This is a genomic window from Streptomyces pratensis (genome assembly GCF_037137275.1).
In the GTDB taxonomy this organism is placed as follows: domain Bacteria; phylum Actinomycetota; class Actinomycetes; order Streptomycetales; family Streptomycetaceae; genus Streptomyces; species Streptomyces pratensis_B.
Genome location: NZ_JBBBEN010000100.1, coordinates 44,523 through 58,797 on the forward strand (window position 1 = coordinate 44,523; position 14,275 = coordinate 58,797).

General features: G+C 70.7%; 10 protein-coding genes. 4 read left to right on the forward strand and 6 right to left on the reverse strand.

The features are described from left to right. Positions 1-249 precede the first annotated feature (249 nt). From V9U70_RS25645 to ssd, 4 genes are read right to left on the reverse strand one after another with little or no spacing between them, the layout of a single operon-like run. Positions 250-1,083, reverse strand: a complete 834-nt coding sequence (locus tag V9U70_RS25645; RefSeq protein WP_336678970.1) for a type II secretion system F family protein — start codon at positions 1,081-1,083, stop codon at positions 250-252. Then, the gene (locus tag V9U70_RS25650) at positions 1,080-1,991 is read right to left on the reverse strand and encodes a type II secretion system F family protein (RefSeq protein ID WP_419724029.1); all 912 of its coding nucleotides are present in this window, start codon (positions 1,989-1,991) and stop codon (positions 1,080-1,082) included. The genes V9U70_RS25645 and V9U70_RS25650 overlap by 4 nt, the downstream gene beginning before the upstream one ends. Then, entirely contained in the window at positions 1,988-3,136 is a 1,149-nt protein-coding gene (locus V9U70_RS25655) for a TadA family conjugal transfer-associated ATPase (protein ID WP_336678974.1), read from the reverse strand. Before V9U70_RS25655 ends, V9U70_RS25650 begins: the two co-directional genes overlap by 4 nt. Then, positions 3,133-4,269 carry a septum site-determining protein Ssd gene (gene ssd, locus V9U70_RS25660; RefSeq protein ID WP_336678975.1) on the reverse strand — a complete coding sequence of 379 codons (1,137 nt, stop codon included), beginning with the start codon at positions 4,267-4,269 and terminating at the stop codon, positions 3,133-3,135. The genes V9U70_RS25655 and ssd overlap by 4 nt, the downstream gene beginning before the upstream one ends. Before the next feature lie 488 nt (positions 4,270-4,757). On the opposite strand from ssd, the gene V9U70_RS25665 reads away from it, so the two are divergent. After that, positions 4,758-5,612 carry an HAD family hydrolase gene (locus V9U70_RS25665; protein WP_336678978.1) on the forward strand — a complete coding sequence of 285 codons (855 nt, stop codon included), beginning with the start codon at positions 4,758-4,760 and terminating at the stop codon, positions 5,610-5,612. A 561-nt stretch (positions 5,613-6,173) separates the two neighbouring features. On the opposite strand, the gene V9U70_RS25670 is transcribed toward V9U70_RS25665, so the two are convergent. Further along, positions 6,174-6,998 carry a Fic family protein gene (locus V9U70_RS25670; protein WP_336678980.1) on the reverse strand — a complete coding sequence of 275 codons (825 nt, stop codon included), beginning with the start codon at positions 6,996-6,998 and terminating at the stop codon, positions 6,174-6,176. A 102-nt stretch (positions 6,999-7,100) separates the two neighbouring features. On the opposite strand from V9U70_RS25670, the gene V9U70_RS25675 reads away from it, so the two are divergent. Next, the gene (locus V9U70_RS25675; RefSeq protein ID WP_336678981.1) at positions 7,101-8,096 is read left to right on the forward strand and encodes an ATP-binding protein; all 996 of its coding nucleotides are present in this window, start codon (positions 7,101-7,103) and stop codon (positions 8,094-8,096) included. A 110-nt stretch (positions 8,097-8,206) separates the two neighbouring features. Here V9U70_RS25675 and V9U70_RS25680 read toward each other — a convergent pair whose 3' ends face one another. Continuing rightward, positions 8,207-9,553, reverse strand: coding sequence for a polysaccharide deacetylase family protein (locus V9U70_RS25680; RefSeq protein ID WP_336678982.1), 1,347 nt, complete (start codon positions 9,551-9,553; stop codon positions 8,207-8,209). Positions 9,554-10,631: 1,078 nt separating this feature from the next. Here V9U70_RS25680 and acs point away from each other — a divergent pair. Together acs and nhaA are read left to right on the forward strand one after the other, a co-directional pair. Beyond that, entirely contained in the window at positions 10,632-12,629 is a 1,998-nt protein-coding gene (gene acs / locus V9U70_RS25685) for an acetate--CoA ligase (RefSeq protein WP_336678984.1), read from the forward strand. Between the two features lie 239 nt (positions 12,630-12,868). Beyond that, positions 12,869-14,272 carry a Na+/H+ antiporter NhaA gene (gene nhaA, locus V9U70_RS25690; protein ID WP_336678986.1) on the forward strand — a complete coding sequence of 468 codons (1,404 nt, stop codon included), beginning with the start codon at positions 12,869-12,871 and terminating at the stop codon, positions 14,270-14,272. Positions 14,273-14,275: the final 3 nt, after the last annotated feature.

Here is a 14,275-nt window from a genome sequence, read left to right on the forward strand (position 1 = left end):
CGATGGACGTCGATATCGAGCGGGTGCCCGGACGGAGCACCCGGTTGGTTGCGTTAGCTGTTTCGCCGCGGACGTGGCGGCACTCGCCGCAGTAGCCGCAGCAGGTACGGCGGAGACGGCCGGCAGGGCCCGCCACCGGCGGCAGTCGCGGCATCGGCCTGAGTCGGCCGGTCGAGCCCCCCGGCCCACTGGCACGCCGGGCTGCCGAACCCTCGGACCGCCGCACCGTCAGGCATCCGGCCGACTGTCCTACCCGGGCCCGAGCAGTCCGCCGGCGAGGCCGATGATCACCGGCACCACTCCGATGGTCAGGAAGGCGGGCAGGAAGCAGAGCCCGACCGGGGCAGTGATCAGCACACCGGCTCTTTGCGCTCGCGCCACGGCCGCGTCGGCCCGCTCGGCGCGCAGCGCCTCGGCCAGCCTGGCGACCGGCTCCGCGGCCGGCGCCCCGGTCGATCCGGCTCGGTGCAGACACCGGGCCAACGAGCCTGCCCCCGGTATCTCCCCGAAGCGCCCCCACACTTCGGCCGGTTCACCACCGAGACGGATCTCGGCAGCCGCACGGACAAGACGGTCACCGACCGGGCCGCCGATGGATTCGCCGACCGCCTCCGCCGCCTCCCGGGGACCGGCCCCGACCGCGATGCAGGCCGCCAGGAGGTCTGCCGCCAAAGGGAGCCGGTCGGCGACCAGGGCCCTCGCCCGTCGGTCGTGGCCCGCTCCGCTCCGGGGCGGGCGGGACCGCTGCCAGCGCCATGCCCCGAGCGCCGCTGCCGAACCGACGACACATCCCGTCACACCGCCTACCAGGAGCCACCCGGTCAGCCAGCCACCGGCCGGAACCGCCCACCGCCGGACGCCCCCGGCGACTCCTTCGCCACCGCTCGCCCGGCCTGCCGAGGCCACCCGGCACCACCACCGGGCCCGCGCCGCGGGTACGGTCCCCAGCAGCCGCTCACCCCGCTCTCGGGCCGCTCGTTCCCGACGCCTGGCGGCCGAAGCGCGCGCCGACCGCACAGCGATGACCAGAACCGCCGCCGTCATCCCCAGGCTGTGGATGACCTCTCCGCGTGCCCCGTTCATGCCGCCTCCCCTCCGCGCACGATCCGGCAGGCCCAGAACAGCCCGGCCGCTTCCAGGAACCCGCCCACCACCAGACAGACCAGGCCGCCCGGGGTGTGCAGCAGGACACGCAGAGGCTGGGCCCCCAGCGCCGCGCCCAGTCCCAGCCCCGCTACGGGGAGCAGCGCCAGGACCGTGACCGTCGACCAGGCCCCCGACACCTGCGCGCGCAGTGCCTCCTGTCTGCGCCGGTCCTCCCGCAGCGCCCTCTCCAGACGCTCCAGTCCGGCGGCGAGGCCCGCACCTCCGTCCACGGCCACCCGCCAGCAGGCGGCCATCCCGGACAGGCCGTCGAGCCCGGGGCCCTCCGCTGCCTGCCGCAGGGCCGCCGGAACGTCACCGCCGAACCGCGCGGCCGCCAGCACCACGGCCTCCGCGTCCCCCAGCCACTGACCGGGACGTGCCGCCGCTCCGAGGCCGGCCTCCGCCGCGCCGTCACACAGCGCGACCTGCAACGCCCGGCCCGGTTCCTGCCCGGCCCGCAGCTCCCCGACCACTGCCCCGCACAGCGACGCCACCGCGGCGGCCGCCCGCTCCCTTTCTCTCCGCCCGGCGCGCCGCCGCATCCACCGGCGTGCCAACGGGACCGCCGCGGCTCCTGCGGCCAGCGGCAGCGCCGACCCGCCCAGCACCGCGATCAGCAGTGCCGCGGGGAGACACCACCACTCCCGCCGGCCCTTGGCCGACTCCCTCAGCCGCTCGCAGGCCCTGGGCAGCCGCGCGCCCTGGTTCCACGGCCGGCGCGGCTCGCGCAGGGCGTCCACGAACAGCACGTTGGCCCGCCGAGCCCCCGGGCCCCGCATCATGGCGAGCCACACCGCCGACCCGGCGCAAAAGGCCGCCGCGTAGGCCGTCGGTCCCCCCGTCACAGCGCACCTCCGATCAGCGACCGCAGCCGCCCCCATCCCCGCTCCGGGACGAATCCGCCGTCTCCCCAGCCCAGCGCGGGGACCGTGACCACCAGGCCTGCCGCGTCCCGTTCCAGGACGTGTACCTCTGCGATGCGCCGTTGCCCCGTACGGTCCCGCACCAGGTGCACGACCGCCGAGAGCGCGGCCGCCAGCTGACTGTGCAGCGCGACCCGGTCCAGGCCGGCCGCGGTCCCCAGGGCCTCCAACCGTGCGGGAACATGCTCGGCCGCATTGGCGTGGACGGTGCCGCACCCGCCTTCGTGGCCGGTGTTCAGGGCGGCCAGCAGGTCGAGGACCTCGACCCCGCGCACCTCTCCGACCACCAGCCGGTCGGGCCTCATGCGCAGCGCCTGCCGCACCAGGTCCCGCAGTGTCACCCGCCCAGCGCCCTCCTGGTTGGCGGGACGGGACTCCAGCCGGACCACGTGCGGGTGGTCCGGCCGCAGCTCGGCGGAGTCTTCGGCGAGCACGATCCGTTCCTGAGGCCCGACCGCTCCGAGCAGACTGGCGAGGAGCGTCGTCTTGCCGGCCCCGGTGCCCCCGCTGATCAGGTAGGAGATCCGGGCTTCGACCAGAGCCCGCAGAACCCGGTCGCCGCCCGGCGGCACCGTGCCAGCGCCCACCAGTTCCGCCAGCGAGAAAGCCCGCGGCCGCACCACGCGCAAGGAGAGGCAGGTCGAGCCGACCGACACCGGGGGCAGCACGGCATGCATCCGTGTGCCGTCCGGCAACCGCGCGTCCACCCACGGACGCGCGTCGTCCAGCCGCCTGCCGGCCACCGCCGCGAGGCGCTGAGCCAGCCTCCGTACCGCCGCCGCGTCCGGAAAGGTGACGCCCGTCAGCTGGAGCCCCCCGCCCCGGTCGACCCACACCCGGTCGGGGGCTGACACCAGCACATCGGTCACCGCCGGATCGGCGAGCAACGGCTCGAGCACCCCCGTGCCGACGAGTTCGCCCCGCAGCTCGGCTGCCCCTCCCAGCACCTCGGAGTCGCCCAGCAGGCGCCCCTGGGCCCGCAGAGCGGCCGCCACGCCGGCCGGGGTGGGGTCGGCGCCGCTGCGAGCCAGCCGCTGCCGTACGGCGTCGAGCAGCGCGTCCGTCATGGTGTGCCTCCCCCGGACAGTCCGGTGGCGGAGCTCGCGCCCCCTGCCGCCTCAGCCTGCTCCCAGAAGGCCGCGCAGAAGCGGGCCAACGGGCCACGGGCGTCGGCACCGGGCGGAGTGCCGCTGTCCTGGGAAGCCAGAAGCCCCGATTCCAGGGGCAGCTCACCGACGGACGGGAGGCCCAGGGCCTGGGCGACCCAGCCCTCGTCCAGACCTGCCGCATAAGGCCCGCGGGTCACGACCCGCAGGTCGTCCAGCACTATTCCCGCCGTGGACGCGACACGCTTGGCCGCTGCGACGGCTCGCAGCTCACCCGGGACCACCAGCAGGCCGAGATCGAGTTGCGCCAGGGCCTCCGCGACGCCCTCGTCCACCCGGCGGGGCAGATCCACGACCACCGCTCCCCCGAGCCGACGTGCAGCGGCAAGCACCGCCCGCATCGCCTGCGGCGGAACCACTACCTCGTCGTCACGGCCCCAACTCAACACCCGCAGCCCATGGAGGGCGGGCAACGAGTCCTCCAGAGCTCCGCCGCCGAGCCGCCCCTTCGACTGGGCGAAATCCGGCCATCGCATGCCGTCGGTGCGTTCACCGCCGAGCAGCACGTCGATCCCGCCGCCCAGCGGGTCGGCGTCGATCAGCATCGTGCGCCGCCCCGTCCTGGCCGCAGTCACGGCAAGCGCACAGGCCAGCGTGGACGCGCCGGAGCCGCCCCGCCCTCCCAGCACGCCCACGGTGAGCGCGGGCCGCCCCACGCCTTCGGCCGCATTGGCGATCTGATCGACGAGCCAGCCCTCGGAGTCCGGCAGTCGCAGCACATATTCGGCCCCGATCTCCACCGCGCGCCGCCAGACGTCCGGGTCGTCCTGGTCACGGCCGACCAACATCACGCCCCGCCTACGACCGGCGCCCCGGCACCGCCCTGCGGCGTCGTCGCCCACCAGGACCATCGGAGCTCGCTCCCACGCACCCCGGCGTCCGGGCGGCCCGTGGTGGACTTCCGGCTCTGCACCTGCCGCCGCGCACAGCCGCAGCAGATCGTCCAGCAGCTCCGCGTCCTCCGTCACGATCAGCGGGCCGCCACGACGACCTCCGCCGGCCGCCACCCCTTCTCCCCCAAGCGCTCCAGCCACGATCTCCGCCCCTTCTCACTGCCGCTTCCGTGCGGTTCGCGGCGGTCTCGGAGCGTTTCCGAGATGCGCGATTCCGCCACCCGCGGACTTCGCGGGTGGAATCAACGTGCAGCACAGCGGAAAAGCATGTGGATCTTGCTGAGAAACTGTGGACAACTTCAGCGTTGTGAATAACTCCGTAACTCGAACCAGCGACTTCCGGAGCGCAGCCCTTTGGCTACAGAATGTGACGAGACGGGGCGCTCACTCGGCGGCTCGCACGGCCCGGCCGCTGATGGCAGAAGGGGAGGTCACAAGGGGCACTGCCCACAGAAACGCGTCCGGACATGCGACGACCCCCGCCGGGGGGGAGAGCGGGGGTCGTCCCCACGGCCGACTCGGGGGGGGAGGAGTCGGACCGGGGTTAGCACGGTCGCGAACGATCCGTGACTTCCATGGTGTACCCGAGGGGCTTCCCAAGCAAACCCACACGCCGGGGTTTACGCCGAATGGTGGGCCCCTATGCTCAGCTTGTGGAAAACTGCTTCTCGCCGCGCACAGCAGCCTTCTTTGACCTGGACAAGACGGTCATTGCGAAGTCTTCGACTCTGACCTTCAGCAGGTCCTTCTACCAAGGCGGACTGATCAACCGCCGCGCCGTGCTGCGCACCGCGTACGCACAGTTCGTGTTCCTTGCCGGGGGCGCCGATCACGACCAGATGGAGCGGATGCGTGAATACCTCTCCGCCCTCTGCAAAGGGTGGAACGTCCAGCAGGTCAAGGAGATCGTCGCCGAGACCCTGCACGACCTGATCGACCCGATCATCTACGACGAGGCCGCCACTCTTATCGAGGAACACCACACGGCAGGACGCGACGTGGTCATCGTTTCGACGTCGGGCGCGGAAGTCGTCGAGCCGATCGGCGAACTGCTGGGCGCCGATCGCGTGGTCGCCACGCGCATGGTCGTCGGCGACGACGGCTGCTTCACCGGGGAGGTCGAGTACTACGCCTACGGCCCCACCAAGGCCGAAGCCATAAGGGCACTCGCCGCGTCGGAGGGGTACGACCTCTCACGCTGCTACGCCTACAGCGACTCGGCGACCGATGTGCCGATGCTGGAGTCCGTCGGCCACCCGCACGCGGTCAACCCGGACCGCGCACTGCGGCGCGAAGCGACCCTCCGCGAGTGGCCGATTCTCGTCTTCAACCGCCCGGTCAGGCTCAAGCAGCGCTTGCCCGCGTTCTCGATGCCGCCCCGACCCGCACTGGTAGCCGCTGCCGCGGTCGGGGCGGCAGCGGTCACGGCCGGCCTCGTCTGGTACGCCAGCCGTCGGCGTACCGCCGGAGCAGCCCTGCCGTAACGAGTTGGGGCCCCCACAGTCACCGGGCTCCTTATTCGGGACCCGCACCACGGAAACCGCTGCCCGATTCGCCCTTGATTGAACCTAAAAGTAAAGGACTGGCTGCAGGGGTTTCCCTTTCTCCGACACGGGAGTACAAAGGATTCAACGGCCCGCGAGACCAAGGACATCCGTGAGGATGACCTGCAACGCATGACGGCCCCACGGACCGAGCATGAAAGCCGAGTACCCACGCGACGTCGACCCGTCGATTACGGGCCAGCCGCACCAGGTGACGGGCAAAGCACCCGACCTGATGGGCATAACCACGAGGACGCTTGGTAACCCGGCGGACGTGCCAGCGGCGGCATCGCACACCGGTGCCGCCGCACCTCTTCCCCGTCGCGACACTTTCCGGGCGCAGGGGCGGCAGCTACGAGAGCCGCGGACTCTTCGGTCGCCGCGGCCGTCTACCGACGACGAGCGCTCCTGGTCGGCGCCGAACGGCTCAGCGGGAGACCGCGAGCGCCCTCGCTCCGTTCGCCGGGAAGCTGCGGATGCATATGCCCAGGCCGCGTACGCCTACGCGGCACCGCGCTGAAGGGCCTCGCACACCGCAGTCGACTCGCGTACGCCCAACTCGACCGAACGCCCACAGTGCGCGATCCAGGCGGCCATGCCCGCAGGGGTCCCGGCCCTGTAGCCCTCGAACGCCAAGACGTACGCCTCTCGCCCCTGCTCAGCGTGTCCGACCTCCGCCGGGCAGATCGACTTCGGGTCCAGTCCGCTACCGATCAGCACAATCCGCTCCGCTGTCCGGGCGACCAACCCGTTGTGCGAACCGAAGGGGCGCAGGGCCAGCAGTTCACCGTGGACTACGGCAGCCGTGACCAGAGCGGGGGCGGCGCCACCCGCGATGATCAACTGTGAAAGGCCCTCCAGGCGACCCGCGACCTCGTCGGCACCGGGCAGGCTCGCATCGATCAGAGGCTCGTCGACACTCTCGCCCGCCAGGCGCGGTCGGCCCACCGCGTCGTCCGGACTCACCCCGCCGGCCGCCACCAGGTGCAGTCGAGCCAGCACTCGCAGCGGTGACTGGCGCCAGATGGAAAGGAGCTGCCCCGCTTCCGCGGTGACCCGCAGCGCGGCCCCGACAGTGCGTGACTCGTCATCGCCACGGAAGTCGGTACGCCGGCGAACCTCCTCCAGATTCCAGTCGGCGCCGGCCAGCGCAGCTGATCCACGGGAGCCCCGCAGTGCGGCTTCTGCTGTGACCTCGTTGCTGCGCCGCCGCATGACACGGTGACCGTAGACGCGGTCGACGGCCTTGCGCACGGAGTCCACGGCTTCGGGCACCCCGGGCAGAACACCCAGCGCGGCAAGCGGGTCTGAGGCAGTCGTACTCATAAGTAGCGAGGCTACGCGCCCACTCCGCCCGGACCACCCCCGAGTGGCCTTCTTCACGGACATCGACAGCACAACGCGATCGAGCAGCTACCCTAGGTGAACATGAAGATCGCTTTCGTCGGGAAGGGCGGCAGCGGAAAGACCACGCTGTCCTCGCTCTTCATCCGCCACCTCGCCGCCAACGAAGCCCACGTCATCGCCGTGGACGCCGATATCAACCAGCACTTGGGGGCCGCTCTCGGTCTGGATGACGCAGAGGCAGCCGCCCTGCCGGCCATGGGCGCGCACCTCCCCCTGATCAAGGAGTACCTGCGGGGCGCCAACCCGCGCATCACATCCGCCGAGACCATGATCAAGACCACGCCGCCCGGCGACGGTTCCCAACTGCTGCGTATCCGCGAGGACAACCCGATCTTCGAGGCCTGCGCACGTACGGTCCGGCTCGACGACGGGGACATCCGGTTGATGGCGACCGGCCCCTTCACCGAGTCGGACCTCGGAGTGGCCTGCTACCACTCCAAGGTCGGAGCCGTGGAGCTCTGCCTCAACCATCTGGTCGACGGACCCGACGAGTACGTCGTGGTCGACATGACGGCGGGTTCGGACTCGTTCGCGTCCGGGATGTTCACGCGGTTCGACATGACGTTCCTGGTCGCGGAACCCACACGCAAGGGGGTGTCGGTCTACCGCCAGTACAAGGAGTACGCCCGCGACTTCGGCGTCGCGCTGAAGGTCGTCGGCAACAAGGTGCAGGGCCAGGACGACCTGGACTTCCTGCGCGCGGAGGTCGGCGACGACCTGCTGATCGGGGTCGGGCACTCCGACTGGGTGCGGTCGATGGAGAAGGGAAGGCCCTCCCGGTTCGAACTGCTGGAGGCCGACAACCGGATGGCCCTGCAGGTACTCCAGGACGCCGCCGAGGACTCGTACGGGCTGCGCGACTGGGAGCGGTACACGCGGCAGATGGTGCACTTCCACCTGAAGAACGCCGAGAGCTGGGGCAACGAGAAGACCGGTGCCGACCTGGCAGCCCAGGTCGACCCGGCCTTCGTCCTCGGCGAGCGGCACACCAAGGCAGGGGTCACCGCGCCCGCCTGACGCCAGCCGTACGGGCCCGCCGCGCACACGACGCGGCGGGCCCGTACCGGGCCGTCCCCACCGTCCGCCCCGGAGCCGTCGGCTGCGGTCGGTGAACAGGCACAGAACGCTCAGTCGGCCTTCCGGCCCGCCGGGGCCGCGTCCGCCGCACCCTTGCCTGCTTCCGCGTCCGCAGGCGTCTTGGCGGGCTGCGGAGCAGCGGGCTGGGCGGCGAGGTAGGACGACCAGCCTCCCTTGGGCGCCTCGCCTACGCCGAGGGTGGCGAGTTTCGCCAGCACCTTCGGGTCCTGCGCGTCCAGCCAGTCGGCGAGCTGCCGGAAGGACACACAGCGCACGGCTTCCTTGGTGCACACCTTCGCCATGGTCTCCTCGATGGCACGCATGTAGGTGCCGCCGTTCCAGGACTCGAAGTGGTTGCCGATGATCAGCGGCGCCCGGTTGCCGTCGTACGAGCGGTCGAAGGCCTGGAGAAGGCCGTCCCGCATCTGATCGCCCCAGAACTCGTGCTGGGAGGGGTCCCCCTGCGTGGTCGTGCCGGACTGGTTGACCATGAAGTTGTAGTCCATCGAAAGGGTCTCGAAGGCCCGACCGGGCATCGGGACGAGCTGGAGCGGGATGTCCCAGATGCCGCCCTTCTTCTTGGGCCAGACCTGGTTGCCGACGCCACTGGAGTCGTAGCGGAAGCCCATGGTCCGGGCGGCGGCGACCATGTTCTTCTGCCCCTCCAAACAGGGAGTGCGGGCGCCGACCAGTTCCTTGTCGTAGTCGAAGGGGAGCGGAGCCTCACCCTTCAGCTCCGGAGCATTCGTCTTCCAGTTCTTGACGAAAGCTTTCGCCTGGTTGATCTCGCTCTTCCACTCGTCGACGGACCAGGCGCCGACCCCACCGTCCTTGCCGCAGAAGTGGCCGTTGAAGTGGGTGCCGATCTCGTTGCCGTCCTTCCAGGCGGCGCGCAGTTCGGTGAGAGTGTCACGGATGCCCTCGATGTCGTTGAAGCCGATGTCGGAACGGCCCACCGCGTGCTGGGGAGGGTCGTAGAGGCTCCGCTTGTCCTCCGGCAGCAGGTACACGCCGCTGAGGAAGTACGTCATGGTGGCGTTGTACTTCTTGGCCACGTCGCGGAAATGGGAGAACAGCTTCTGACTGTCCTCTCCGGCCCCGTCCCAGGAGAACACCACGAACTGCGGCGGCGCCTGACCGGGAGCCAGGCGCTCGGGGGACGGCACCTTCGGCTGAGCTCCGGTGAAGGCGGTCGATCCGTCGCCGATGAGTTTGACCGCGCTCTTCGGGGCGGCCTCCGGAGCGTTCTCCTTGGCGCCGTGCGCTCCCCCCTCCGCGCTGGCCCCCGCGCCCTCAGCCGACGCCCCTCCGGCCCCGGCACCGGAGCAGCCCGCGAGAACGGCGACCAGCGCCGTGGTCATGACGCCCAAGGCGGTCCTCTTCGTGGCGGCCATCATCCGCCCACCCTCTTCCTTGCAGGTTTGCTTGCGTAGGAGTGCCAGCACGGCGCGGCCAAACTCGCACGCGACTTCGTATGACAAAGGCGACAGGCCGAATGAAAAGCTGCCTATTCACTTGAACGGGTGAGTTGGTGACCTAAATGCCAGAAATGAGCACCATCAGCCTTTACTCTCCATTACCATTTCTTTACACAGAGTTGAGGAACCTCTTGGCTGTACCGCGCGGCCATGCCCGCGCTTTCCAGCCGCCGCGACCGCACCACCTCCGGAGGAGACGGGACCATGTCCGCCTGTGCACCCACTCGCCCCGCCCACGCCGACCGCACGGCGCTTCCGCGCCCCGCGCGGGAGCGAATCGTCCGCACCACCCACCAGAGCCGCGGGACAGCCCACCGGCCTGGTCCAGGATCTGGAGCACCTGTGACCCCAGGACGCCGCAGCCCGTCCGCTCGGGACGGGCCCGCCACAACGGCAGGGAGCCTGGCTCCACGGCGGTAGAGCACAGGCGCATCCGCCACCTCAGAGGGGTGATGCGGGCTGGGCTCGGCGATGCGTCCGCCCGCGCTTCAGCACGGCAGCGTGGGAGCGTACCGGGGTATGGATCAAGCCACCGGAATCACGGGCGCCTCAGCGCCGGGAGCGTCCCGCGCCCGCGGTTCGCCGGGGCAGCGGAGGCCGGGCCGGGCGTCGCCCCGTTCAGCACCGCCCACCCCTTTCGGCGCCACGCCGCCCTGGTCGCGCGCCCGCCCGGTTCACAGCCACCCGCCCTGCTCAAGCCCGCCCGCCACCGTTCAGAGCCGCCCGGCGCGACCGCCCGATGCGACCGGTTCCGCGGAGCCGGCCCGGAGGCCCGCCCGCTCCGCCCGGACCGGTGTCTGAACCGGGCAGGCTTCAGGCCCGTGAAGGCAGTGGAGCATGCTCCACATCGCGCCATCGAAGCGGCGGGGCCGCCAAGCGCCACGCGCCGCGAGGCGGCTCTGAACAGCGGCGCGGGGGCACCTCTCCATACACGAAGACACAGGTCTAAACCAATTCCCGGCAGACACTTGTCACCCGGCCTCGCGCCTGATGAGCTATGCCCCGGGACACAACGGACACCCTGGGACTGGGAGAAGTCGTGAGCAACGAGAGCCTGGCCAACCTGCTTCGGGAAGAGCGGAAGTTCGCTCCGCCTGCCGAGCTGGCCGCCAACGCCAACGTCACCGCAGAGGCGTACGAGCAGGCCGCGGCGGATCGGCTGGGCTTCTGGGCCGAGCAGGCCCGTCGCCTGACGTGGGCCACCGAGCCGACCGAGACCCTCGACTGGAGCAATCCGCCCTTCGCGAAGTGGTTCGCGGACGGCAAGCTGAACGTCGCGTACAACTGCGTGGACCGTCACGTCGAGGCGGGGAACGGCGACCGGGTCGCCATCCACTTCGAGGGCGAGCCCGGTGACAGCCGCGCCATCACCTACGCGGAGCTGAAGGACGAGGTCGCACGCGCCGCCAACGCCCTCACGGAGCTGGGCGTCGGCAAGGGCGACCGCGTCGCCGTCTATCTGCCGATGATTCCCGAGGCCGCCGTCGCCATGCTGGCCTGCGCCCGTATCGGCGCCGCGCACTCCGTGGTCTTCGGCGGGTTCTCTGCCGACGCCATCGCCGCCCGCATCCAGGACGCGGACGCCCGGGTCGTCATCACGGCCGACGGCGGCTACCGCCGCGGCAAGCCCTCCGCGCTCAAGCCCGCGGTCGACGACGCCGTGTCCCGTATCGACAGCGTCGAGCACGTGCTCGTCGTCCGACGCACCGGCCAGGACACCGCGTGGACCGAGGACCGCGACGTCTGGTGGCACGAGATCACCGCCCGGCAGTCCGCCGAGCACACTCCCGAGGCCTTCGACGCGGAGCAGCCGCTCTTCATCCTCTACACCTCCGGCACCACCGGGAAGCCGAAGGGCATCCTGCACACCTCCGGCGGCTACCTCACCCAGACGGCCTACACCCACCACGCGGTCTTCGACCTCAAGCCGGAGTCCGACGTCTACTGGTGCACCGCCGACATCGGCTGGGTGACCGGGCACTCGTACATCGTCTACGGGCCGCTGGCCAACGGCGCGACCCAGGTCATGTACGAGGGCACGCCCGACACTCCGCACCAGGGGCGCTTCTGGGAGATCGTGCAGAAGTACGGCGTCACGATCCTCTACACGGCGCCGACCGCGATCCGCACCTTCATGAAGTGGGGCGACGACATCCCCGCGAAGTTCGACCTGTCCTCGCTGCGCGTCCTCGGGTCGGTCGGCGAGCCGATCAACCCCGAGGCATGGATGTGGTACCGGAAGAACATCGGCGCCGACGCGTGCCCCGTCGTGGACACCTGGTGGCAGACCGAGACCGGGGCGATGATGATCTCGCCGCTGCCGGGGGTCACGGAGACCAAGCCGGGCAGCGCCCAGCGTGCGCTGCCGGGCATCTCCGCCACCGTCGTGGACGACGAGGCGAACGAGGTGCCGGACGGCGGTGGCGGCTACCTCGTCCTCACCGAGCCGTGGCCTTCGATGCTGCGCACCATCTGGGGCGACGACCAGCGGTTCGTCGACACCTACTGGTCACGTTTCCCGGGCAGGTACTTCGCGGGCGACGGGGCCAAGAAGGACGAGGACGGGGACATCTGGCTGCTCGGCCGGGTCGACGACGTCATGCTCGTCTCAGGGCACAACATCTCGACGACCGAGGTCGAGTCGGCCCTCGTCTCCCACCCGTCGGTCGCCGAGGCCGCCGTGGTCGGCGCCGCCGACGAGACGACCGGCCAGGCGATCGTGGCGTTCGTGATCCTGCGCGGCACGGCGACCGCCTCCGACGAGCTGGTCGCCGACCTGCGCAACCACGTGGGCGCGACGCTCGGTCCGATCGCCAAGCCCAAGCGGGTGCTGCCGGTGGCCGAGCTGCCGAAGACCCGCTCCGGCAAGATCATGCGCCGCCTGCTGCGGGACGTGGCCGAGAACCGTGAACTGGGAGACGTCACCACGCTGACCGACTCCTCGGTGATGGAGCTCATCACCACCCAGTTGCCGTCCTCCTCCTCGGAGGACTGAGGCCGCGAAACCCCTCTCCTACGGCTCCGATGGGCATCCGGCGACGTGCCGGGTGCCCATCGGCGTCTACCGCGAAGATCGCCGGGTAGGAATTCCCCCACGCAGGCGAAGAACCCCCCAGGTAGAGTGGGCCCCCATCCATAACGTCATATAAATCTCCACAGGGGCGCCGGGAAGTCTGGTCGGCACGTGTCATCAGCCATGCCTTCTTCGCCGCCCCGACCTGGAGGTCCTCCCCAGTGGCCGCGCCCAGCCCCACACCACCGCCCCGCCGCACCGTGCTCGGCAGGCTCCCCCTGCCCGAGCGGAACTACGTGGCCGAAGCGCTGCGCACCGAGACGGTCGGCGGCGTTCTCCTGCTCATCGCCGCCGTAGCGGCGCTGCTCTGGGCGAACACGTTCAGCGACAGTTACGACTCGGTCAGCCACTTCCACTTCGGCCCCGGCTCCCTCGGCCTGGACCTCTCCGTGGCTCACTGGGCCGCGGACGGCCTGCTCGCCGTCTTCTTCTTCGTCGCCGGCGTGGAGCTCAAGCGCGAACTGGTCGCGGGCGAGCTCCGCGACCCGAAAGCGGCCGCCCTCCCGGTGGTGGCCGCGCTGTGCGGTATGGCAGTGCCCGCCCTCGTCTATGCCGTGACCACGACCATCGGCGGCGGCTCCATGGACGGCTGGGCCGTCCCGACGGCCACCGACATCGCCTTCGCCCTCGCCGTCCTCGCGGTGATCGGCACCTCGCTGCCGTCGGCGCTGCGGGCGTTCCTGCTCACCCTGGCCGTGGTCGACGACCTCTTCGCGATCATGATCATCGCGGTGTTCTTCACCTCGGACCTGAACTTCCTGGCGCTCGGCGGAGCCGTCGCCTGTCTGGTGGTCTTCCACCTCCTCCTGCGCTTCGAGGTCAAGGGCTGGTACATCTACGTACCGCTCGCCCTCGTCATCTGGGGCCTGATGTACAACAGCGGCGTCCACGCCACCATCGCCGGCGTCGCGATGGGCCTGATGCTGCGCTGCAGCCTGCGTGAGGGCGAGAAGCACTCTCCCGGCGAGCACATCGAGCACCTGGTCCGCCCGGTGTCGGCCGGGGTCGCCGTTCCGCTGTTCGCGCTGTTCGCGGCCGGGGTCTCGCTGAAGGGCGAGGAGCTGGCGGGCGTCTTCACCCGCCCCGAGACGCTCGGCGTCGTCCTCGGACTCGTCGTCGGCAAGACCGTCGGCATCTTCGGCGGCACCTATCTGACCGCCCGCTTCACCAAGGCGGAGCTGAACAAGGACCTGGCCTGGGCGGACGTCCTCGCGGTCGCCTCGCTCGCCGGCATCGGGTTCACCGTGTCGCTGCTCATCGGCGAGCTCGCCTTCGAGGGCGACGCGGAGATGGTGAACGAGATCAAGGCCGCCGTTCTCATCGGTTCGCTGATCGCGGCCCTGCTCGCCTGTGTACTTCTCCGTCTGCGGGTACGCAAGTACCGGGCGCTGTGCGAGGACGAGGAGCGGGACGAGGACGAATCCGGAATACCGGACGTCTACGAGCAGGACGATCCCGCTTATCACCGCCGAATGGCCGCGATCCACGAGCGGAAGGCGGCCGAACACGTTCGCCTGGCCGAACAGGCGGGGGCAGCGCGCGACGAGCCGGACGGTCCGGCATGATCG

Bases quoted from the DNA above. Each gene is read 5' to 3' on its own strand.
- V9U70_RS25645 (WP_336678970.1), bottom strand. From the start codon at position 1,083: ATGAACGGGGCACGCGGAGAGGTCATCCACAGCCTGGGGATGACGGCG.
- V9U70_RS25655 (WP_336678974.1), bottom strand. From the start codon at position 3,136: ATGACGGACGCGCTGCTCGACGCCGTACGGCAGCGGCTGGCTCGCAGC.
- V9U70_RS25665 (WP_336678978.1), top strand. From the start codon at position 4,758: ATGGTGGGCCCCTATGCTCAGCTTGTGGAAAACTGCTTCTCGCCGCGC.
- V9U70_RS25670 (WP_336678980.1), bottom strand. From the start codon at position 6,998: ATGAGTACGACTGCCTCAGACCCGCTTGCCGCGCTGGGTGTTCTGCCC.
- V9U70_RS25675 (WP_336678981.1), top strand. From the start codon at position 7,101: ATGAAGATCGCTTTCGTCGGGAAGGGCGGCAGCGGAAAGACCACGCTG.
- V9U70_RS25680 (WP_336678982.1), bottom strand. From the start codon at position 9,553: ATGATGGCCGCCACGAAGAGGACCGCCTTGGGCGTCATGACCACGGCG.
- acs (WP_336678984.1), top strand. From the start codon at position 10,632: ATGCCCCGGGACACAACGGACACCCTGGGACTGGGAGAAGTCGTGAGC.